The 18974-nt window shown below is 59.3% G+C and carries 21 protein-coding genes and 2 tRNA genes; 10 read left to right on the top strand and 13 right to left on the bottom strand.

Features of this window, described 5'->3' with window-relative positions:
• The first annotated feature begins 44 nt into the window (after window positions 1-44).
• The 4 genes from EET67_RS09170 to EET67_RS09155 all read left to right on the top strand — a co-directional run bounded on the left by EET67_RS09170 (window position 45) and on the right by EET67_RS09155 (window position 2538).
• A complete protein-coding gene (locus EET67_RS09170; protein ID WP_128625838.1) occupies window positions 45-662 on the top strand; it encodes a thermonuclease family protein in 618 nt (205 codons plus the stop codon).
• A gap of 45 nt (window positions 663-707) precedes the next feature.
• On the top strand, window positions 708-1319 hold the full coding sequence (locus tag EET67_RS09165) for a glutathione S-transferase (RefSeq protein WP_128625837.1): 612 nt from the start codon (window positions 708-710) through the stop codon (window positions 1317-1319).
• The gene (locus EET67_RS09160) at window positions 1267-1938 is read left to right on the top strand and encodes a uracil-DNA glycosylase family protein (RefSeq protein WP_128625836.1); all 672 of its coding nucleotides are present in this window, start codon (window positions 1267-1269) and stop codon (window positions 1936-1938) included. Before EET67_RS09165 ends, EET67_RS09160 begins: the two co-directional genes overlap by 53 nt.
• 108 nt (window positions 1939-2046) lie before the next feature.
• Complete coding sequence (locus EET67_RS09155; RefSeq protein ID WP_128625835.1) at window positions 2047-2538, top strand: Lrp/AsnC family transcriptional regulator; 492 nt, start codon at window positions 2047-2049, stop codon at window positions 2536-2538.
• A 106-nt stretch (window positions 2539-2644) separates the two neighbouring features.
• Here the strand turns inward: EET67_RS09155 and EET67_RS09150 are convergent, their stop codons facing one another.
• The 8 genes from EET67_RS09150 to moaA all read right to left on the bottom strand — a co-directional run bounded on the left by EET67_RS09150 (window position 2645) and on the right by moaA (window position 9987).
• Window positions 2645-3514 carry an NAD(P)-dependent oxidoreductase gene (locus EET67_RS09150; RefSeq protein WP_128625834.1) on the bottom strand — a complete coding sequence of 290 codons (870 nt, stop codon included), beginning with the start codon at window positions 3512-3514 and terminating at the stop codon, window positions 2645-2647.
• Window positions 3515-3607: 93 nt separating this feature from the next.
• Window positions 3608-4438 carry an ABC transporter permease gene (locus tag EET67_RS09145; protein ID WP_128625833.1) on the bottom strand — a complete coding sequence of 277 codons (831 nt, stop codon included), beginning with the start codon at window positions 4436-4438 and terminating at the stop codon, window positions 3608-3610.
• Window positions 4435-5145: an ABC transporter permease gene (locus EET67_RS09140; protein ID WP_128625832.1), complete on the bottom strand. Its 711-nt coding sequence runs from the start codon at window positions 5143-5145 to the stop codon at window positions 4435-4437. The genes EET67_RS09145 and EET67_RS09140 overlap by 4 nt, the downstream gene beginning before the upstream one ends.
• 109 nt (window positions 5146-5254) lie before the next feature.
• Window positions 5255-6031 (bottom strand): ABC transporter substrate-binding protein, encoded by a 777-nt coding sequence (locus EET67_RS09135; RefSeq protein WP_128625831.1) that lies wholly within the window; start codon window positions 6029-6031, stop codon window positions 5255-5257.
• A gap of 205 nt (window positions 6032-6236) precedes the next feature.
• Window positions 6237-6764 carry a molybdopterin-guanine dinucleotide biosynthesis protein B gene (gene mobB, locus EET67_RS09130; RefSeq protein ID WP_245450822.1) on the bottom strand — a complete coding sequence of 176 codons (528 nt, stop codon included), beginning with the start codon at window positions 6762-6764 and terminating at the stop codon, window positions 6237-6239.
• Window positions 6761-7969: a multidrug effflux MFS transporter gene (locus tag EET67_RS09125; protein ID WP_128625829.1), complete on the bottom strand. Its 1209-nt coding sequence runs from the start codon at window positions 7967-7969 to the stop codon at window positions 6761-6763. Before EET67_RS09125 ends, mobB begins: the two co-directional genes overlap by 4 nt.
• A gap of 3 nt (window positions 7970-7972) precedes the next feature.
• Window positions 7973-8893, bottom strand: coding sequence for a DMT family transporter (locus tag EET67_RS09120; RefSeq protein ID WP_128625828.1), 921 nt, complete (start codon window positions 8891-8893; stop codon window positions 7973-7975).
• A gap of 98 nt (window positions 8894-8991) precedes the next feature.
• Entirely contained in the window at window positions 8992-9987 is a 996-nt protein-coding gene (gene moaA, locus EET67_RS09115) for a GTP 3',8-cyclase MoaA (RefSeq protein ID WP_128625827.1), read from the bottom strand.
• Window positions 9988-10221: 234 nt separating this feature from the next.
• Between moaA and EET67_RS09110 the strand changes: the two genes are divergently transcribed.
• Together EET67_RS09110 and EET67_RS09105 are read left to right on the top strand one after the other, a co-directional pair.
• Window positions 10222-10572: a gamma-butyrobetaine hydroxylase family protein gene (locus tag EET67_RS09110; RefSeq protein WP_128625826.1), complete on the top strand. Its 351-nt coding sequence runs from the start codon at window positions 10222-10224 to the stop codon at window positions 10570-10572.
• A 51-nt stretch (window positions 10573-10623) separates the two neighbouring features.
• Window positions 10624-11235, top strand: a complete 612-nt coding sequence (locus tag EET67_RS09105; protein ID WP_128625825.1) for a pyridoxamine 5'-phosphate oxidase family protein — start codon at window positions 10624-10626, stop codon at window positions 11233-11235.
• Between the two features lie 12 nt (window positions 11236-11247).
• Here EET67_RS09105 and EET67_RS09100 read toward each other — a convergent pair whose 3' ends face one another.
• Complete coding sequence (locus tag EET67_RS09100) at window positions 11248-11700, bottom strand: MarR family winged helix-turn-helix transcriptional regulator (protein ID WP_128625824.1); 453 nt, start codon at window positions 11698-11700, stop codon at window positions 11248-11250.
• 47 nt (window positions 11701-11747) lie between these two features.
• Here EET67_RS09100 and EET67_RS09095 point away from each other — a divergent pair, with 47 nt between their 5' ends.
• On the top strand, window positions 11748-12653 hold the full coding sequence (locus tag EET67_RS09095) for an alpha/beta hydrolase (protein ID WP_128625823.1): 906 nt from the start codon (window positions 11748-11750) through the stop codon (window positions 12651-12653).
• 5 nt (window positions 12654-12658) lie between these two features.
• Here the strand turns inward: EET67_RS09095 and EET67_RS09090 are convergent, their stop codons facing one another.
• Complete coding sequence (locus EET67_RS09090) at window positions 12659-13054, bottom strand: rhodanese-like domain-containing protein (RefSeq protein ID WP_128625822.1); 396 nt, start codon at window positions 13052-13054, stop codon at window positions 12659-12661.
• Between the two features lie 239 nt (window positions 13055-13293).
• On the opposite strand from EET67_RS09090, the gene EET67_RS09085 reads away from it, so the two are divergent.
• Window positions 13294-15168 carry a L,D-transpeptidase family protein gene (locus EET67_RS09085; RefSeq protein WP_128626149.1) on the top strand — a complete coding sequence of 625 codons (1875 nt, stop codon included), beginning with the start codon at window positions 13294-13296 and terminating at the stop codon, window positions 15166-15168.
• 189 nt (window positions 15169-15357) lie between these two features.
• Here the strand turns inward: EET67_RS09085 and EET67_RS09080 are convergent.
• Window positions 15358-15433 (bottom strand) — tRNA-Val (locus EET67_RS09080).
• Window positions 15434-15628: 195 nt separating this feature from the next.
• Here EET67_RS09080 and EET67_RS09075 point away from each other — a divergent pair.
• Window positions 15629-15705, top strand: a tRNA-Asp gene (locus tag EET67_RS09075).
• A 203-nt stretch (window positions 15706-15908) separates the two neighbouring features.
• Complete coding sequence (locus EET67_RS09070; protein ID WP_128625821.1) at window positions 15909-16766, top strand: D-amino-acid transaminase; 858 nt, start codon at window positions 15909-15911, stop codon at window positions 16764-16766.
• Window positions 16767-16802: 36 nt separating this feature from the next.
• Here EET67_RS09070 and EET67_RS09065 read toward each other — a convergent pair whose 3' ends face one another.
• Window positions 16803-18095 (bottom strand): M23 family metallopeptidase, encoded by a 1293-nt coding sequence (locus EET67_RS09065; RefSeq protein ID WP_128625820.1) that lies wholly within the window; start codon window positions 18093-18095, stop codon window positions 16803-16805.
• Between the two features lie 322 nt (window positions 18096-18417).
• Window positions 18418-18885: a peroxiredoxin gene (locus EET67_RS09060; RefSeq protein WP_128625819.1), complete on the bottom strand. Its 468-nt coding sequence runs from the start codon at window positions 18883-18885 to the stop codon at window positions 18418-18420.
• Window positions 18886-18974 lie beyond the last annotated feature (89 nt).

The following is an 18974-nucleotide window of genomic DNA, read 5'->3' as shown; positions in this document are numbered from 1 at the left end:
GATTCCGCAGGCTAAGCCCTAAAGCTTAAGAGTTTGTTTTCCATATGAATCGAATGCTGTGGAGCGGGCGGCAGCGCAGACGCCCGGCGCGAAGGCGCAACCGGCGTGGAAAGTTCCTGGACTATTGTCTTGCCGCTGCGATTCTCGGCCTTCTGGTTCTGGTGAGTGCCCGGCTGGACCGTGTCGAAACCCGGCGGATTGGCGGTGTTGCGATAATCAACGATGGTGATTCCATTACGCTTGGAACCGAGCGCATTCGGCTCGTAGGCATAGATGCTCCGGAATACGGGCAGATTTGCCGCCGGAATGGCACCGACTATGCCTGTGGCCGCCAGGCGCGCGAGGCTCTGGCAAAGCTTGCTTCGGGTCGCAGCATCACCTGTTCAGGCTGGGAGCGTGATCGTTATGGGCGGCTGCTTGCTGTCTGCACGGCGGATGGCGTGGACCTGAACCGCAGGCAGGTGGAGCAGGGTTGGGCCGTTGCCTATGGCGATTATGAGGAGGTCGAAAAGACCGCGCGCAGAAAGCGGCTGGGCCTTTGGGCCGGCGAGTTCGACGTTCCACGACATTGGCGCGACAGCCATGGCGGCATGGTGGAGCGCAATCATGATTATTTCGGCGCGATGTTGAACTGGGTGCGCGAAATCCTTCGGTTTTCCTGATGGTGGGCCTATAGTCAGGCGTAGATCTTGAGGCGGGAGAAGCTTGTGAAACTTTATGATGGCGGGCGGGCACCAAATCCAAGGCGTGTCCGCGTGTTCCTGGCGGAAAAGAGGATCGAAATCCCGCTTGTGCCGGTCGATATGGGGGCCATGCAGCACAGGGGGCCGGAGGTCACGACCCGCAACCCGCTGCAGCGCCTGCCGGTGCTGGAACTCGATGATGGTACGGTCCTGACGGAATCGGTGGCGATCTGCCGCTATTTCGAGGAACTGCACCCCGAACCGGCGCTGTTCGGGCGCGCCGCGCTCGGCAAGGCACAGGTCGAAATGTGGCAGCGGCGGATGGAACTCAATCTGCTGTTTTGCGTGGCGCAGGCCTTTCGCCATATCCATCCGGCGATGAAGGATTGGGAAGTTCCACAAATTCCCGAATGGGGCGAAGCCAACAAGCCGAAGGCCCTTGCATTCCTGAAATTGCTGGATGACGAGCTTGAAGGTCGCGAATACGTCGCCGGCGACGAATTTTCCATCGCCGATATTACGGGGCTTATCGCCATCGACTTCATGAGGCCCGCTCGCATAGCGCTGCCTGAGGAATTGCGCCATGTCGGCCGCTGGTATCAGGCGGTTTCCAGCCGGCCGAGCGCTGCTGCCTGAGGTGAGCGCGGATCTCGAACATCTGCTTGGGGCGATCGGTGCCTGCCGCATCTGCGTGGAGCAGCCCATCGGGCGGCCGCTCCCGCATGAGCCGCGCCCGGTCGTAGTGGCCTCCACGACCGCGCGCATATTGATTGCCAGCCAGGCGCCGGGAACAAAGGTGCATTTGAGCGGCATTCCGTTTGACGACCGCTCCGGCGACCGCCTGCGCGATTGGCTCGGCATGTCGCGCGAGGAGTTCTACGATCCGCACAAGCTTGCGATCGTGCCGATGGGTTTCTGTTTTCCGGGGCAGGATGCAAAGGGCTCGGACCTGCCGCCGCGGCGCGAATGTGCGCCTGCCTGGCGCAAATCGCTGCTCGACTTGATGCCGCAGATCGACCTCGTGCTGGTGATCGGTCTTTACGCGCAGGCCTGGCACATGCCGACCCAGCGCCGGCCTTCGCTGAGCGAAACGGTGATGGATTGGCGCGCGATCTATGCAGCGTCGGGCAAGCCCCATGTTCTCCCTCTGCCGCACCCTTCATGGCGCAACACCGGCTGGCTGAAGAAGAATCCATGGTTTGAAATGGAATTGCTGCCTTTCCTGAGAGCAGAAATCCGCTCTCGCATTTCCTGATTTGACGACAGTTTGGTTCTTCCGATGGCCCGCGCGCCGAGAATTTCTTGCTTGTGAAATTGTATCGGCCCGGCGAGTATGATAGAATAATTTTCTATCGGAGACCTCATGGATCGCCTCGACCGAAAAATCTTACGCCTTCTGCAGGAAGACGCTACGCTTGCAGTTGCCGACGTCGCCAAGAAAGTGGGGCTGTCGACAACACCTTGCTGGCGCCGTATCCAGAAGCTGGAAGAGGAAGGCGTCATCAAACGGCGTGTGGCGGTCCTCGACCCGGTAAAGATCAATACGCGCGTTACCGTGTTCGTGGCGATCCGTACCAATTCGCACAGTCACGAATGGCTGAAGCGTTTTTCCGAAGTCATCCAGGATTTTCCGGAAGTCATCGAGTTCTACCGGATGAGTGGCGACGTCGACTACCTGCTGCGTGTGGTCGTGCCGGATATCGCCGCCTATGACGCCTTCTACAAGCGCCTCATCGCCAAGATCGAAATCCGCGACGTCTCCTCGTCTTTTGCGATGGAGCAGATCAAATACACCACCGAACTGCCGCTGGATTATATGATCCTGGACAAGGAAAGCAGTTCAAACGCCGCATGATCGGGCATTTTCCACCCGTCAAGGCAACAATCCGGGATGAGTCGTACTCAGATTCTGGTTGAAGCATCGTCCCGCAAGGTAGGACGATGCTTCTTTACGTGGGGGCCTATTTTTCAAGCCGCGCCAGCAGGGCGGACGTATCCCAGCGCTTGCCGCCCATAAGCTGCACTTCCTTGTAGAACTGGTCCACCAGTGCGGTGACGGGCAGGGCGGCACCGTTGCGATCAGCTTCCTCCAGGCAGATGCCAAGATCCTTGCGCATCCAGTCGATGGCGAAGCCATGGTCATATTTGCCAGCATTCATGGTCTTGTGGCGGTTTTCCATCTGCCAGGACCCGGCAGCACCCTTGGAGATCACTTCAACCACTTTTTCGATGTCGAGGCCGGCCTTCTTGCCGAAATTGATGCCCTCGGCCAGTCCCTGCACCAGTCCGGCGATGCAGATCTGGTTGATCATCTTGGTGAGCTGGCCCGAGCCGGCCGGGCCCATCAGACCGACCATGCGGGCAAAGGCATCGATCACCGGCCGTGCGCGGTCGAACACTTCCTGCTTGCCGCCGACCATTACCGTCAGCACGCCGTTTTCGGCGCCGGCCTGGCCACCCGACACAGGTGCGTCGAGAAATTCAAAGCCGGAAGCATCGGCCTTCGCCGCCAATTCGCGGGCAACTTCGGCCGAGGCAGTCGTATTGTCGATGAAGATCGAACCTTTCTTCATCGCCTGAAACGCGCCGTTGGCACCGATGGTGACGCTGCGCAGGTCATCGTCATTGCCCACGCAGCTGAACACGAAGTCCTTGCCCTCGGCGGCCTGGCGCGGTGTCGGCGCGAGCTGCCCGCCATGCTGGGCAACCCATTGTTCGGCTTTGGCGGTCGTGCGGTTATAGACGGTCACGTCGTGGCCGCCCTTGTTCTTCAGATGCGCGGCCATCGGATAGCCCATTACGCCAAGTCCGAGAAATGCCACCGACGCCATGTCACAACCTCATGAGTTTTGCTGGAAGGATTCGTGTCTGGTCTATGCGATCGATGCGTCAGGTCAAGCCGCCGAAAGCATAAAATTTCTGGCTCAGCGCTTCAGGTGCCGGGTGATGCGGCGTTCGATCCATTCGATGGCATGGCGCAATGTCTCGACCACTGACAGATAGATCAATGCCGCCCAGATATAGGTCTGGAAGTCGAAGGTGCGTGAATAGGCCCGGCGTGTCTCGCCCATCAGATCGTAGACGGTGATGATGGCGACGATGGCGGAGCCCTTGATCATCAGGATGATTTCATTGCCATAGGGCCGCAGCGCTACGATCAGTGCTTGCGGCAGGATGACCTTGTAGAGCGTCTGCAATTTGCTGAGGCCAAGCGAGGTTGCGCCCTCCCATTGACCTTTCGGCACGCTTTCAATCGCGCCGCGCAGGATTTCGGCCTGATAAGCGGCCGTGTTCAGCGAGAATGCCAGGATTGCGCAGTACCAGGCTTCGCGGAAAAAACCCCACAGGCCGATGGCTTCGAGTTGCGGCCGAAACGAGCCGAAGCCGTAATAGATCAGGAAGGTCTGGGCCAGAAGCGGCGTGCCACGGAAAAAATAGACATAGGCGTAGGCCGGTCCGTAAAGCAGCGGATTTTTCGACATGCGCGCATAAGCAATCGGTATGGAAAGCACGGCACCGATCAGGCTCGATATCGCCACCAGGGCCAGCGTTACGCCGAGACCGCTCAGATAGAAAGGCGCGTATTTGGCGAAGAGATCCGGGTCCCAGGACCGGATCAGGAACAGGATGATGCCAAGCCCGAGCAGCGTCCACAGCCCGAGCAGGGCCGTCCCGACGATGCGCTCGCGCGGCCAGCCTCGGGCCGGTGGCGGCGGCGGATCGATGGTTTCGCTTGGACTGCCGGCCAGGCTCATCGTTGTATATCCGCCTTGCCGACCGCGCGCTCAATGGCGCCGATGCCGACAGAAGAGATGATTGCGAGCACCAGATAGATCAGGCAGGCCAGACCGAAGAAGAGGAACGCCTCTTTGGTTACGCGCGCGGCAATGCTCGACTGGCGCAGGATGTCGGCAAGCCCGATCACTGAAACCAGCGCGGTATCCTTCAGCAGGATCAACCACAGATTGGACAGGCCGGGCAGGGCGATCTTGATGAGTTGCGGCAGCACGACAAGGCGCATCGTCTGTCCTTTGGACAGGCCAATGGAATAGCCGCCTTCATACTGGCCCTTTGGAATGGCGCGGAAAGCGGAAAGGAAGACCTCGCTGGCGTAGGAGGAAAAGACCGCGCCGAGGGCGACCATGCCGGCAACGAAACTGTTGACCTCGATGCTCGCACCGGGATCGAACACGCGCACGATCTGCTGGATGCCGATCTGTGCTCCGTAAAACACCAGAAACAGCGTCAGAAGTTCAGGCAGTCCGCGGAAGATGGTGGTGTAGATATCGCCGGCGAGCCGGAGCGTCTTGTCCGGCGATCGTTTCGCCAAGGCGACCATGAAGCCGACGAAGAGCCCGAGCGGAAGCGTTGCGAGCGCCAGCGAGGCGGTAACCAGGACACCATAGGCGATATCGTCGCCCCAACCGTCCGGTCCGAAACTGATGAGCGTCCACACATCCATATGTCGGTTGCAACTCCGTGACGGGCTGGACGGCGCAGAATACTGGCAATGATGACGGCGGAAGCGTCTCCGCCGTCACCGGAACTCACGCTGTCAGCAACTAAAATGCTTAGCTGCCATAGGCGTCGAAGTCGAAATATTTATCGTTGATTTCCTTGTATTTGCCGTTGGCACGGATCGCGTCGATGGCGGTGTTGAATTTTTCCGCCAGTTCGGCCTCGCCCTTGCGGATGGCGATGCCCGCGCCCGGGCCGTGAATCGTCTCCACCGGCGTGATTGCACCGGCAATCTTGCAGCATTCGCCTTCCGGCGTTGCCAGCCATTCCTGGAGGACGATGATATCATCGTTCACCGCATCGAGGCGACCGTTGATGATGTCGAGCTTGTACTCTTCGGCCGTCGGATAGAGCTTCACATCGCTGTCAGTGTAGGTGGTTTCCGAATAGTTGGAATGGGTGGTGGAACCCTGCACGCCGACGCTCTTGCCGGCCAGGTCTTCCTTCGTGATGCCATTGATGTCGCTGTTCTTCGGCACGGCGATGGCCGGCGGGGTGTTGTAGTATTTGTTGGTGAAGTCGACCTGCTTCTTGCGTTCGTCTGTGATCGACATGGAGGCAATGATGGCATCGAACTTGCCGGCCTGGAGGGCCGGGATGATGCCGTCCCAGTCCTGGGTGACGAATTCGCATTCGGCCTTCATTTCCTCGCACAGGGCCCTGGCGATATCGATATCGAAGCCTTCGAGCTTGCCGTCGGAAGTCAGGTTGTTGAACGGCGGATAGGCGCCTTCCGTACCGATCTTGAGTTTCAGCTGTTGTGCCTGGGCGGACCCGATCGCCAGAGCGATGGTCGACGCCGCAAGGGCGATACGCATTGCAATTCTCATGATATTCCCCCTGTTGATGCCCGCCGCAAATCATTGCGGCATCGCTGGAAGCCGCTTCAGGCTCTCCGCTGCGGCGGATACTCCCATTGTTCGCGACAAAAAAGCAACTGCAAAACAGCTCCCGGCAAATGACTTGGCGCCTGTTTCACCAATTCATGCGAACTCTTTGCCTTGCCTGAAAATTAGGCTTGGAGCTTCCGTAACGTCAGTTTTTTTTCAGACCGGTTGCAGTCTCGATGAAATCCGCGATTGCCTCGATATCGTCGAGTGAGAATATCGGCAGGGCTTCGCCGGTTACCGGATGGTCGGCAGCCACGGCAACGATGTGCGGATCTTTCACCGCCAGTGATGCGTGTTCCTTGGCCTCGAGGCGGCGCGCCTCGATCTTGGTGTGATGCCCGCGCTTGTAACCTTCCACCAGCACAATGTCGCAAGGTGAAAGTCGTGCCAGCACGTCGTCCAGTGTGGGCTCGTCCTGGTCATGCAGTTCATGCATCAGCGCCCAGCGGCTTGCCGAGACGATGGCGACTTCACCGGCGCCGGCAGCGCGATGGCGAAAACTGTCTGTGCCCGGCTTGTCGATATCGAAGGCATGGTGGGCGTGCTTGACCGTGGAAACGCTGTAGCCGCGTCGGGTCAGCGCACTTACCAACCGTTCGGTCAGCGTTGTCTTGCCGGAGTTCTTCCAGCCGACGATGCCGAAAACGCGATTGCCTGTCTTGTTGGCGCTCACCATTCATCCTCCCCCCGGCTTTTGGTGAATATCACGAAAAGTGTCGATGCTGCACCGGCCAAGGATGAAATCAGCATGACGACGATCAGCGGGTAGGGGCCGGTGCCCGGCGTCAGCAGCGCGCCGGCCAACACCGCCAGCAATGCACCGCCTCCGACCTGGAGCGCGCCGCCGAGCCCGGATGCCGAACCGGCCAGCCGCAGATTCACGCTGACGATACCGGCATTGGCACTGGGCAGGGTCACGCCATTGCCGACGCCGGTGAAAAAGATCGGCCCGAAGAGCGAAAGCGGATGGTCCACGCCAAGCAGGAACAAGCCCAGGGAAAGCGCCATCCCGAAGATGGCGATGAGATTGCCGTAGAGCATCATCCGATTGATGCCGATGGTGCTTGAAAAGCGTCCCGACAGGAAATTGCCTAGCAGATAGCCGGCTGAGATGATGCCGAAATAGAAGCCGTATTGTGAAGGTGACAGGTTCAGGACATCGGTTGCGACGTAAGGGCCGCCGCCAAGAAAGGCGTAGAATGCGCCCGAAGTGAACGCGGCCGTTGCGGTATAGCCCCAGAAACGCGGTGAGCCGATCAGTTCAGGGTAGGCACGGAACTGTGCGAGGAAGCTGCTGGACTTGACGTGGTTGGTTTCGCCAAGATCAAACCAGACAAGTGCAAAAGTGAGCAGGCCGGACACCAGCATCAACAGGAAGGTCGATTTCCAGCCGTAAATCTCCTCCAGGAAGCCGCCGACGATTGGCGCCAGCATCGGCACCAGGGCCATGCCCATGGTAATGTAGCCGATCTTGCTTGCAGCCTGTGCCGCGTCGACCGTGTCGCGCACCACCGCTCTGGCCAGCACCATGCCTGCCGCCGAGAAAGCCTGCAGCAGCCGGCAGGCCAGCAGGAACTCGATGGTCGGGGCGTAGATGGCAGCTAGGGTTCCGATGATGAATATGCCCAGGCAAACCAACATTACCGGCCGGCGGCCGTATCTGTCGGAGGCGGGCCCGATGAACAGCTGCACGATTGCTATCGCAGCCAGATAGAGCGAGACCAGCAATTGCACGACTGCATAGTCGGCCTCGAAATAGCGTGCCATGCCCGGCAGGGAGGGCAGGAACACATTCATCGACAGATTGCTTAGCGCCGTCGCCACGACGAGCGTGAAGATATGCGGAGCGCTCTTCGGATTGAGGAATTGTCGTGTCATTACTCACAGGCCATCCGGCGTCATGCCCGGTGCGGTGCTTTTTGTGGCGTTCATGGACTTTCCGACGACCTGTTCACGGTAGAGTGTATAGAGACCGGAGCCAACGATGATGGCTGAGCCAACGATCATTGCTGCGTCCGGCATGTCGGCGAATATCCAGTAACCAAGCAGGATCGACCACAGTAGCGAGGTATAGCGAAACGGCGCGATATAGGAGATGTCGCCTTCACGCGTCGACAGGACGATGAACTGGTAGCCGAACAGGATCAGCACGGCCGCCGAGCCGAGGAGGACCAGGTTTTCGCCCGAAACAGGCTGCCAGCCGCCCAGCGGCGCAATCAGCGCGCAGCCGCCAAGCGTGACGGCGAGCGACGTCGAGACCGATACGAAGAGGGAGGGAATAGCTGTGGGAAGCTTGCGGGTGACGAGATCGCGCAAGGCTGTGAACATGACGCAGACCAGGACCAGAACGGCATAGGCGTTGAAGCCCTCGACACCGGGCCGCACAACGATCAACACGCCGATAAAGCCGGCGATGATCGCAAGCCACCGGCGCCAACCAACGCCTTCGCCGAAAAATAGCGCTGCTCCCATGGTGACAGCGAGAGGTACGGCTTGCAGTACGGCCGAGACATTGGCGATCGGCAGATGCTGGAGGGCAGCGATGAAGAACACCGTACCGCCGATTTCGCACAATGCCCGCAGCCAAACCAATGGATGGAGGGCAAAGCGCGGCACCTTTAGTGCGCCTCGATGCCAGGCGATGAGGGTGATCAGAATCGTCGCAAACAGGCCGCGCACGAACATGAGCTGACCGGCATTCAGATCTGCCGTGGTAATTTTTATGAGGGCGTCATTGGTCGTAAACCCGGCCATTGACACGACCATGAAGAGGGCGCCGCGCTGATTATGAGAAAGAGCCAAGACGTCCGATTCCATTAGAACCAAAACGCCGCATGTAGCAGCCGGCTGCGAAACCGCAAACGGCAAAAATAAATAGATCAGAACTGGATAGGGGTAGATCAGCCGCCGGTGACGCTCATATGGCGGGAGACGGCGGGCCGCTTGGTGCGGCGGTCGATGACGAAGTCATGTCCCTTCGGCTTGCGCCCGATCGCTTCGTCAATGGCGCTAGACAGAAGCTCATTGCCCTCGGAGGCCCGTAGCGGCGCGCGCAGGTCGGCGGCGTCTTCCTGACCAAGGCACATATAGAGCGTGCCGGTGCAGGTCAGGCGCACGCGGTTGCAGCTTTCGCAGAAATTATGCGTCATCGGGGTGATGAAGCCGAGCCGACCGCTGGTTTCGGCCACTTCGACATAGCGGGCAGGGCCGCCGGTCTTGAAGGGAATGTCGGTCAGGGTGAACTGGCGCTCGAGGTTGGCACGTAAAAGCGACAACGGCAGATATTGATCTGTGCGATCCTCATCGATCTCGCCCATCGGCATGGTTTCGATCACGGTCATGTCCATGCCGCGGCCATGTGCCCAGCGCATCAGGTCGGGCAGTTCGGCGTCGTTGAAGTCCTTCAGCGCGACTGCGTTGATCTTCACCTTCAGCCCGGCCTCCTGAGCTGCATCGATGCCTGCCAGCACTTTGTCGAGGTTGCCCCAGCGGGTAATGGCGTGGAACTTGTCGGCATCGCGCGTATCGAGCGAGACGTTGATGCGCCTGACGCCGCAATCTGCCAGTTCGGCCGCGAAGCGGGACAATTGCGAACCATTGGTCGTCAGCGTCAGTTCTTCGAGCGCGCCGCTGTCGAGATGGCGCGAGAGCTGGCGCACCAGATGCATGATGTTGCGGCGGACAAGCGGCTCGCCCCCTGTCAGGCGCAGCTTCCTGACACCTTTTTCGATGAACACCGTGCACAGCCGGTCGAGTTCTTCCAGCGACAACAGGTCCTTTTTCGGCAGGAAGGTCATGTCTTCCGCCATGCAATAAGTGCAGCGGAAGTCGCATCGATCGGTAACCGACACGCGCAGATAGCTTATGGTGCGCCCAAAAGGATCGATCATGTCCATGACTGCCGTTCCCGCTCCACCCCGGCCGAATTGCCCAATCCTGTCAATGTCATGCAATCGCGCCGCGCATTCAAGCCCTGTGCTCCAACCATTTGGTAGCATTCCGATCCAAGATACCGCAATCCCAAGCCCGGAACCAATCGGTTCCAGCTTTGTGGCACAGTGGCGCAGTGGGCTTTCCGAGAGCAAAGAAGGCGCGTAGGTTCTTGCGGAAGCAAAGGACAGGGCGGGATCATGACGGCGCCAAAGGAATTGAGGGTTTCCAAGGATCGCAAGATGTTGACGATCACTTTTCCGGATCGCCAGCCATATGAGTTGTCGGCAGAGTTCTTGCGCGTCGTGTCGCCGTCGGCCGAGGTGCAGGGCCATTCGCCCGAACAACGCATCACCGTGCCCGGCAAACGCAACGTGGCCATCATGTCGATAGATCCGGTCGGCAACTACGCGATCCGTATCGCTTTCGACGACATGCACGATACCGGCATCTTCAGCTGGAGCTATCTGGAGGAACTCGGTCGCGACAAGGATGAACGCTGGAACGCCTATCTGGCTGAACTTGCCGAGAAGGGCCTGTCACGCGGATAGGATAAAGTAAGCGGCATCGCTGATGCCCCCACGAGCCAAGGGAGCCTACGAATGTCGGTCATCACCACGATTGCAGCCCTTGAGGAACTGTACGGCCAGCCGGGCGAAGCTTCACTGATCAAGGAACTGGATCATGTAAGCCCCGAATATGCCGTCTTCATCGAAAATTCGCCTTTCGCCGTCCTGGCGACCAGCGGGTCTGACGGGCTCGACTGCTCGCCGCGCGGCGATCTTTCCGGTTTCGTGCGCATCCATGACGCCAAAACATTGATGCTCCCGGACCGACGTGGCAACAACCGCCTCGATTCCCTGAAAAATATCCTCGCTGACAACAGGGTTGGGCTGCTGTTTCTCGTTCCGGGTTCCGGCACCACTTTGCGGGTCAATGGCCACGCGCATATCACTATCGATACCGAGCTTTGCGCGTCGTTTGCGGTCGACGGCAAGCCGCCGCGCTCCGTGATCGTGATTGAGGTCGATGTGGTCTATTTCCAGTGTGCCCGCGCCATCCATCGCTCGGATTTGTGGAATCCACAAAAACATGTCGATGCGAAGTCGCTGCCTTCACCTGGCAGGATATTGGAACAGGCAAGCAAGAGACGCATCGACGGGGATGCCTATGATCGCGACTGGCCGGCGCGTGCCAAAGCCAGCATGTGGTGAAGGCCTGATGCCCTAATCGATCTTGAGGACGTCGGCGATGCGCCTCATCTGCTCACCGATCATGTCGCATTCGGTAGCGGAAGATTGCGCCATGACCTTTTCGATCAGTGCCATATGCACTTCGAGAGCCTTCATCAGCAGTGCCTCGCCATCGCTGGTGAGAGAAAGCCGCAGGATTCGCCGGTCCTTGCAGTCACTTTCGCGCCGGACAAGCTGGCGACCTTCCAGTTGCGGCAGGAGCATGGTGATATTGGACCGGCCGACCAGCAGCTTTCGGGCCAGGTCGTGCTGCGACATGCCGGGATGGCGGTATAGATTCATCAGCACATCGAGTTGCGCGGGCTTGAGGTCGAGCGGTTGCAGTGCCGCCGCCAGCGCGCGCTCGACGGAATGGCAGGCGCGGGCAACCGCAACCCAGTTGCGGAAGCGCGGATTGTCCCACGGCAGCTGTTGATTATCGTTCATGCTTGAACTATTATGTTCATGATTGAACCATTGGTCGGATTGCTAATATGGCATCAATTGGCCTCAAGGTCATCCGTGGCATGTTCGGGGCGGCCGAGCATCTGACGCCGCGGCTCGGCGGACGAGCGGCGTTCGAGTTGTTTTGCCGCACGCCGGACCGGCGCAAGCTTACCGCGGGCGAGCGGCGGGCCGTGGAAAGTGCCGCCGATTTCATGAGCGAAGCCCGCCATCATCGGCTGAAAGCGCGTTCCGGCTGTATAACCGTCCATGAGTTTAAGCCGGTGCCGCGCCGATTGGCGGCTGGAACGGTGCTGGTCGTGCATGGCTGGCGTTCACGCACCGAATATATGCGCTTGCTGATCGAGGGGTATCGCAGGGCGGGTTTTCGCGTCCTGTCGCTTGACCTGCCCGGACACGGCGCATCGCAGGGCCGGCGGCTCACCATGGCCAATGCGGTCGATGCCGTGCGGGTGGCGGATGAATGGTTCGGGCCGTTCACCTGCGTCGTCGGCCACTCCTTTGGTGGGGCAGTAGCGCTCAGCGCAGCGGCTGGCGCCATTCGGGGCATCGCCCCGTTATCCGTCCAGCGCCTTGTGCTCGTTGCCGCGCCCAATGCCATGTCTGACGTTTTTGCGGGCTTTGGCAGGCACATCAATATCGGCCCGCGTTCTGCGTCATCCGCTGATCGCCAGGTCGAGCGGATTTCCGGTCATCGGCTGGCCTATTTCGTCGGGTCCGAATTCCTGCAGCGCCTGAAGGTGCCGGTGCTGGTGATCCACGCGCCGGACGATCGTGAGGTCTCGGCCGATAATGCCAGCGCGCTTGGCTCTGCTGGCTCCCATGTCCGGCTGCAGTGGGCACCGGGGCTGGGCCACCGGCGCATATTGACGGACCCCACGGTTGTGCAACTGGCGGTTGGATTTGCCGGCAGTGCCGACGAAATGGCGCACTGATCCTTTCAGCCCTTCTTTTCCGGCATAGCAACGGGCAGCCCGGCCTTCTTCCAGGCCGTGAAGCCGCCTTGAATATGTTTGACCGGTTCAAGACCCATGTCCTGTGCCGTCTTGGTTGAAAGGGCGGAGCGCCAACCGCTGGCGCAATAGAAGATGAAGGTCTTGCCGGAAGCGAAGATCGGCTTGTGATATGGGCTCTCGGGATCGATCCAGAATTCGAGCATTCCGCGCGGGCAGTGCTGTGCGCCGGGAATCATGCCTTCGCGCTGCAATTCGCGCGGGTCCCGCAGATCGACGACGACGGTGCCGTCATCTTCGAGCAGTGCCGCCACTTCCTGCGGTGGTATCGCCACGATTTCGGCATTGGCTTCTTCAAGCAGTGTTTTGTAGCCTTTTTTCATGAGCGAACTCCGATATCTCCAGCAATATGTTCGAGCATTGATGCATATTCGACGCCTCTCTGCCACCGGCCACGGCTCGCAATCTCGTGAAGCCATTGGGCAACAGCAATGGCCAAACTTCATAAAGCCTTAACCAAATCGGTATGAATCGAAGGGAGTGCGCTCTATATCCGCTAGTGGGCCGAGTTCATTGGTTTCGCGGAGATTGGGCTCGGCCAGCTCAGTTGAACGGGGAAATGATGACAGTCTTCGCGAAAAAGGCCGCCCTTGTCCCGCTTGCCGCTCTCGCTGCGACGCTGTCCCTCAGCGTTCCTCAAGCCGATGCTCAAGGGCTTTTCAGTACGTTGTTCGGAAATGGCGTGATGCGCTCGCCGCACAGTGATTTTCCGCCGCCCCCAAGTGCCAAACGGCGGATCGTCACGCCGCGCAAGAACGCGCCCGTGGCGAAGATCAGCGGACCTTCCTATTACACATACAAGGCCGCCCCCCTGGTGCGCGTAGACTTTGCGGCGCTTGAAACAGCCGCACCCAGACCTGCCGCCTTCGAACCGATGTTGAGCGGAATAGTCTTCCGGGAGGGGCTGGCGGGACTGCAGGATTTCAACCTCTATGCCGAAAAGGAAGTCGCAAAGGCGCTTGCCGATTATTATGCTGCCAATCCGGATTTCATCTGGGTTTCGGGCCATACGGCAAACAGCCGGGCCAGCGAGGCAGTGAGAGTGCTCAGTGAAGCCGGCGGCTATGGTCTGGAAACCTCGGACTACACCGTAACGGTGCCGCGGGCTGCCTATTCCATGGACAATATGGCCGCCCGGCAACGTGAATTGATACGTTTCGAGATGACGTTGTCGGCGCGTGTGTTGCGCTATGTCGGTGATGCGCAAGGCGGTCGCATCAATCCGAACCGGCTTTCCGGCTACCATGATTTTCCGGTCAAGCCACTTGATCGCGTCAATGTGCTGAAACAATTCGCCAGCGCCAGAGACGCGCGCGGCTTGTTGGAATCCTACCATCCGCAAAATCCGGAATATCAGGCGCTGCGCGTCGAACTCGAGGCCGTGAAGGCCAGTGCGGAAAACGATATCGTGGTCGACGCCAAGCTCTTGTTGAAGCCTGGCGAATCCAGCCCGGAACTGCCCAAGCTTCTGCAACTGATCGCGCGCGATCATGGCGAGGAGCTTGGCGCGGAACATAATGACGTGATGGCTCGCTTCGGCCAGAGCGAGACCTATGTCGACGAGCTTGGTCCGTTGATCAAGGCTGCGCAAACCAAGGCGGGGCTGAAAGCCGACGGCGTAATCGGGCCGCGTACGGTTGCGGCCTTGGCCGGAACCTCAAGGGCCGACCGCATCGCCAAGGTCACCTACGCGCTGGAGCAACTGCGCTGGCTGCCGTCCGAACTCGGTGACCCGCGGGTCTTTATCAACCAGCCCGCCTATACCGCCAGCTTCATCGAAGGTGGTGCGGAAAAGCTGAAGATGCGCGTCGTCATCGGCAAGCCGACGAACCAGACCAGCTTCTTCTATGATGAGATCGAGCAGGTCGACTACAACCCTTACTGGGGCGTGCCGCAGTCGATCATCGTCAATGAGATGCTGCCTCGGCTTCGCAACGATCCCGGCTATCTCGACCGATCCGGCTATGAGGTGACCGATTCGAAGGGGCGTCGCATCCCGTCTTCATCGATCGACTGGGGCCAATATGGCGCCAAGGTTCCCTATAGCGTGCGCCAGACCCCCAGCGAGGCGAATGCGCTGGGCGAATTGAAGATCCTGTTCCCCAACAAGCATGCCATCTACATGCATGACACGCCGCAGAAGGCATTGTTCGAGCGCGATACGCGCGCTTTCAGCCATGGCTGCGTGCGCCTTCAGGACCCGCGCGGCATGGCGGCCGCCGTTCTGGGCACAGATGTCGATCATATAGCCGGCAAGCTGAAGCAGGGGCATTCGACGGAGCGTGTTTCGCGCAAGATCCCGGTCTATGTCGCCTATTTCACAGCCTGGCCGGATGCGAGCGGCAAGGTGGAGTATTTCGACGATGTCTATGATCGCGACGCTCGCTTGCAGATCGCCATCGAGAAGACCGAAGCCGAGCGCGGGCCGAGCAGTTGAGAACTGCGTTGTCCGCAGCCCTTAATAGCCGTCAATGATCGGGAGAATTTCGCCGGTTATGTAGTTGGAACAGTGCGCCGGCTGCATGGTGTTCGACCGTCGCCTGAGCAGCAGGGTGTGTTTTACGGACACGGCAGAGGTTCGGCGAACCTGCCGCTCTCTACGCACTGATTAAAGCTACCGGGATTGTGGTGGGCGATGACGGACTCGAACCGCCGACATCTTCGGTGTAAACGAAGCGCTCTACCAACTGAGCTAATCGCCCGATGCGAGCCGGACCTTTAAGCGGTTCGCCCTCGAACCGCAAGCGGAAATACCTTGATTTTGCCAGTCATCAGGGTGTCTGACATGCGTCCGGAAGAACCAGTGGCGAATTGCTGGGAAATGGCGCGCGGGGCCGCTTGACACTTACAACCGAACCCCTTAATGCCTCGCCCAACGATGCAAACAGCATCGGTGCGCGGGTGTAGCTCAGTCGGTTAGAGTGCCGGCCTGTCACGCCGGAGGTCGCGGGTTCGAGTCCCGTCACTCGCGCCATTTGATACAAGGGTATGAGGCCTTTAGGCTGAAACTTAGCCCTTGTTTCCATTGGTCCTTGTTCCTCACGATAGATCCGATCTGCCAGCCAAATACCCCGAGTAGGCTGCTGGACGAATACGCTTTCAAAATTGCCGCAAGCCTATGCCGACGCTGGCAGATAAAATCACGCCCAAACGATTCGGCACAAAACGGAAAATTCGATGGAACGCATAGTCTATGTGAATGGGAATTATGTTCCCGAACCGGATGCAAAGATCTCGGTTTTCGATCGCGGCTTCTTGTTTGCCGATGGGGTCTACGAGGTCACGTCGGTGATCGACGGCAAGCTCGTTGATTTCGCCGGGCATGCCGCGCGCCTGCGCAGATCGCTGGCGGAACTCAAGATGGAGATGCCGTGTTCGCAGGAGGAGCTTCTGTCGATCCATCGCGAGCTTATCGTTCGCAACGAGGTGACGGAGGGTCTTGTCTATCTCCAGGTCACGAGAGGCGTGGCCGATCGCGATTTCGTGTTTCCGTCTGCGGCAACACCGCCCACCCTGATCCTGTTCACCCAGTCCAAGGCGGTCGTCGACAATCCGCTGGCTGATCGGGGTGCACGGATCGTTTCGATCGAAGATATCAGATGGGGCCGGCGCGACATCAAGACGGTGCAACTGCTCTACCCATCGATGGCCAAGATGATCGCACGGGAAAAGGGCGCTGACGATGCCTGGCTGGTGGAGGATGGGGTCGTCACCGAAGGCACATCCAACAACGCCTATATCGTGACGCAGGACGGCACCATCGTCACACGCGACCTTTCAAGTCACATCCTGGCCGGCATCACTCGCGCAGCCGTGCTGAAATGCGCGCGCGACCTCCAGATGAAGGTTGAGGAACGCCCCTTTACCATTGCGGAAGCGCAAGCCGCCCGCGAAGCCTTCACCACTTCCGCGACCGGCTTTGTCTGCCCGGTCATCGAAATCGATGGGGCCGCGGTGGGCGATGGGCAGCCCGGACCGGTGGCTCGCCGGCTGCGGCAGGCCTATGTCGAGGAAAGCCGCAAGTCGGCAATCTGACCTGAGCAGGGAAGGGCGCCCTCTGGCTCCCTTCTTTCAAAGATACTGGCTGACTTGCCTGCCGAGCTTTAGGAAGCGCACGGGATTGACCGCGGTGCCATTGTGGCGCACTTCGTAGTGAAGATGGGGACCCGTCGAGCGGCCGCTGCTGCCGGCCCTGCCGACAACTTCTCCCTTGCCGATCTTCTGGCCTTCCTTCACCTCGATCTTGCTCAGATGGGCATAGCGCGTGGCAAAGCCGCCGCCATGGTCGATTTCGACCATCCTGCCATAACCGCCATTCCAGCCGGCCTTGACCACCGTTCCTGCAGCAGTTGCGCGTGCAGCCGAACCCGCCGGCAAGCGGAAATCCATGCCGGAATGAAGCGCAGGCGTGCCCAGAAGCGGGTCCTTGCGCACGCCGAATGTGCTGGAAATCGAACGGCCAGGCGCGGGATTGGCGAGCGGCAGCCGGCTTGTCTCCTTCTTCATTTTATCGAGCATGTCGAGCGCTTCATCGAGTTCCCGGACCTTGGTATCGAAGGCGGTCGGATTGTCGACAGCGATCAACGGACCGCCCATGGCGTCCTTGTCGATATCGACATCGACTGACAGGCCGGCAGTCTCAAGCGCTTCGGAAATCGCGTCCGCGGTTTCGTAAGCGTTCTGTGCCAGCGAGGTAATGCGCTCCATCTGCTCGTTTTCTATGGAGCGCAGTGACTGGTTAATAGCTACGAAAAGCCTGTCGGCCTGATCAGCTGAAGAAGGAACCGCCGGTCTATCTGCCTTTTGTGCCGATAAGAACGCGAATGGGTCCGCTGCCGACCCCGAGGTGGAGGCATAGGCGAGTTCGGGGACAGGCGCGTTTGGAATATCCAAACCCAGGCTCGCACGGATCTCGGGCTTTTCCATCGGCGTCGGCGCGGATGCCGGCAGGTTCGTGCTGGCGGCTTCAGCCCTGTCGAGCAGCGGGCCAAGCCGGCCATGGCGCATGGTCAGTTGCGACTGGCGCTGCAGCAGTTCGCCGACCTTGGTTTCCACGAGTTGCTGATCGAGCAGTTGCCGGCTGGTGATGCGGTCTACCTGTGCGCGGAGTGCCGAGATGCGATCTTCATAGGCTTGCTGCATGCGCGCCTGCCGCGCCGTCGTCGCGCCGATCAGGTCGTCGCGCAGGACAAGGTAGGAGGTAGCTAGCAGATAACCCATTGCCACCGCCGCGAGGGCAGAACCGATGAATGCCGCCATCCAGGGCCGGACTGTGAAATGCCGGATATCGTTGCCACGGGCGATGATCACCATATGCGGTTCTTTGCGCCTGCCGAAGACCGTCGCCTGACCAGATTGTTTCACGGGACCGAACTTCCATACCCAGAGAGCAATGGCGGGATTACACATTGTTAGGGTTAATAAAGCTTTTCCCGACAACCATTCTTGGTTAATTCAACCTTGGATTGCATAAATGGAGTGACAATAAAAAACCTCGCCGAAGCGAGGTTTTCTGAAATCTGGCTGGATTCATGCTTGCTAGCGCATGAAAAACCACAGCAGAATGATAATCGGGATCGGAACTCCCAGCAACCAGAGCAGAATACTGCGCATTGACTTTCTCCCGGCTTGCATCAGTTGAAAGACAAATGCCGCTGCCGGAGAATGGTTCCGCTCGATCCTGACCCTAGATCGCGCGAACGGCGCCTAGTACTTCCTCGGCGTGCCCCGGCACTTTCACCTTGCGCCAGATTTTGGCGATCTTGCCGCCGGCGTCGATCAGGAAGGTGGAACGCTCCACGCCCATATATTTACGGCCATACATGCTTTTTTCGACCCACACGCCATAAGCCTCGAGCGTCTTACGTTCCTCGTCGGCGATCAAATCGATCTCAAGACCGTGCTTGGCCTTGAATTTGTCATGTTTCTTGATGCTATCGGGCGACATGCCGATGACGATTGCGCCCGCTTTTTCGAATTCTGATCTGCGGGTGGAGAAATCGATAGATTCGGCTGTACAACCGCTGGTGTCATCCTTGGGGTAGAAATAGAGCACGACTTTCCTGCCCCGCAACTCGTCAAGCGCCAGCGTGCCGCCGCCGTCGCGCGGGAGGTTGAAGTTCGGCGCAATCTGCCCTTGTTCCAGTTCAGCCATACCCATGTCCTTGTTTAATGCTATGTGCCGCGGGTCAGAGATATAAGGATGTTCAAGGATTCGTCCACGATTGAAATGCCGCAACGGGA

The sequence above is a fragment of the Borborobacter arsenicus genome, assembly GCF_003934165.1.
GTDB lineage: Bacteria > Pseudomonadota > Alphaproteobacteria > Rhizobiales > Rhizobiaceae > Pseudaminobacter > Pseudaminobacter arsenicus.
The sequence above is the reverse complement of the archived record's forward strand: the minus strand, read 5'-3'. Positions and strand labels throughout refer to the sequence as shown.

Coding starts and splice junctions, on each gene's coding strand:
- EET67_RS09145 (WP_128625833.1), bottom strand. CDS start 4,438: ATGAGCCTGGCCGGCAGTCCAAGCGAAACCATCGATCCGCCGCCGCCA.
- EET67_RS09135 (WP_128625831.1), bottom strand. CDS start 6,031: ATGAGAATTGCAATGCGTATCGCCCTTGCGGCGTCGACCATCGCTCTG.
- EET67_RS09070 (WP_128625821.1), top strand. CDS start 15,909: ATGGAACGCATAGTCTATGTGAATGGGAATTATGTTCCCGAACCGGAT.
- EET67_RS09100 (WP_128625824.1), bottom strand. CDS start 11,700: ATGAACGATAATCAACAGCTGCCGTGGGACAATCCGCGCTTCCGCAAC.
- EET67_RS09160 (WP_128625836.1), top strand. CDS start 1,267: ATGTCGGCCGCTGGTATCAGGCGGTTTCCAGCCGGCCGAGCGCTGCTG.
- EET67_RS09105 (WP_128625825.1), top strand. CDS start 10,624: ATGTCGGTCATCACCACGATTGCAGCCCTTGAGGAACTGTACGGCCAG.
- EET67_RS09090 (WP_128625822.1), bottom strand. CDS start 13,054: ATGAAAAAAGGCTACAAAACACTGCTTGAAGAAGCCAATGCCGAAATC.
- EET67_RS09060 (WP_128625819.1), bottom strand. CDS start 18,885: ATGGCTGAACTGGAACAAGGGCAGATTGCGCCGAACTTCAACCTCCCG.
- EET67_RS09140 (WP_128625832.1), bottom strand. CDS start 5,145: ATGGATGTGTGGACGCTCATCAGTTTCGGACCGGACGGTTGGGGCGAC.
- EET67_RS09085 (WP_128626149.1), top strand. CDS start 13,294: ATGACAGTCTTCGCGAAAAAGGCCGCCCTTGTCCCGCTTGCCGCTCTC.
- EET67_RS09095 (WP_128625823.1), top strand. CDS start 11,748: ATGGCATCAATTGGCCTCAAGGTCATCCGTGGCATGTTCGGGGCGGCC.
- EET67_RS09170 (WP_128625838.1), top strand. CDS start 45: ATGAATCGAATGCTGTGGAGCGGGCGGCAGCGCAGACGCCCGGCGCGA.
- moaA (WP_128625827.1), bottom strand. CDS start 9,987: ATGGACATGATCGATCCTTTTGGGCGCACCATAAGCTATCTGCGCGTG.
- EET67_RS09150 (WP_128625834.1), bottom strand. CDS start 3,514: ATGGCGTCGGTGGCATTTCTCGGACTTGGCGTAATGGGCTATCCGATG.
- EET67_RS09155 (WP_128625835.1), top strand. CDS start 2,047: ATGGATCGCCTCGACCGAAAAATCTTACGCCTTCTGCAGGAAGACGCT.
- EET67_RS09125 (WP_128625829.1), bottom strand. CDS start 7,969: ATGACACGACAATTCCTCAATCCGAAGAGCGCTCCGCATATCTTCACG.
- EET67_RS09110 (WP_128625826.1), top strand. CDS start 10,222: ATGACGGCGCCAAAGGAATTGAGGGTTTCCAAGGATCGCAAGATGTTG.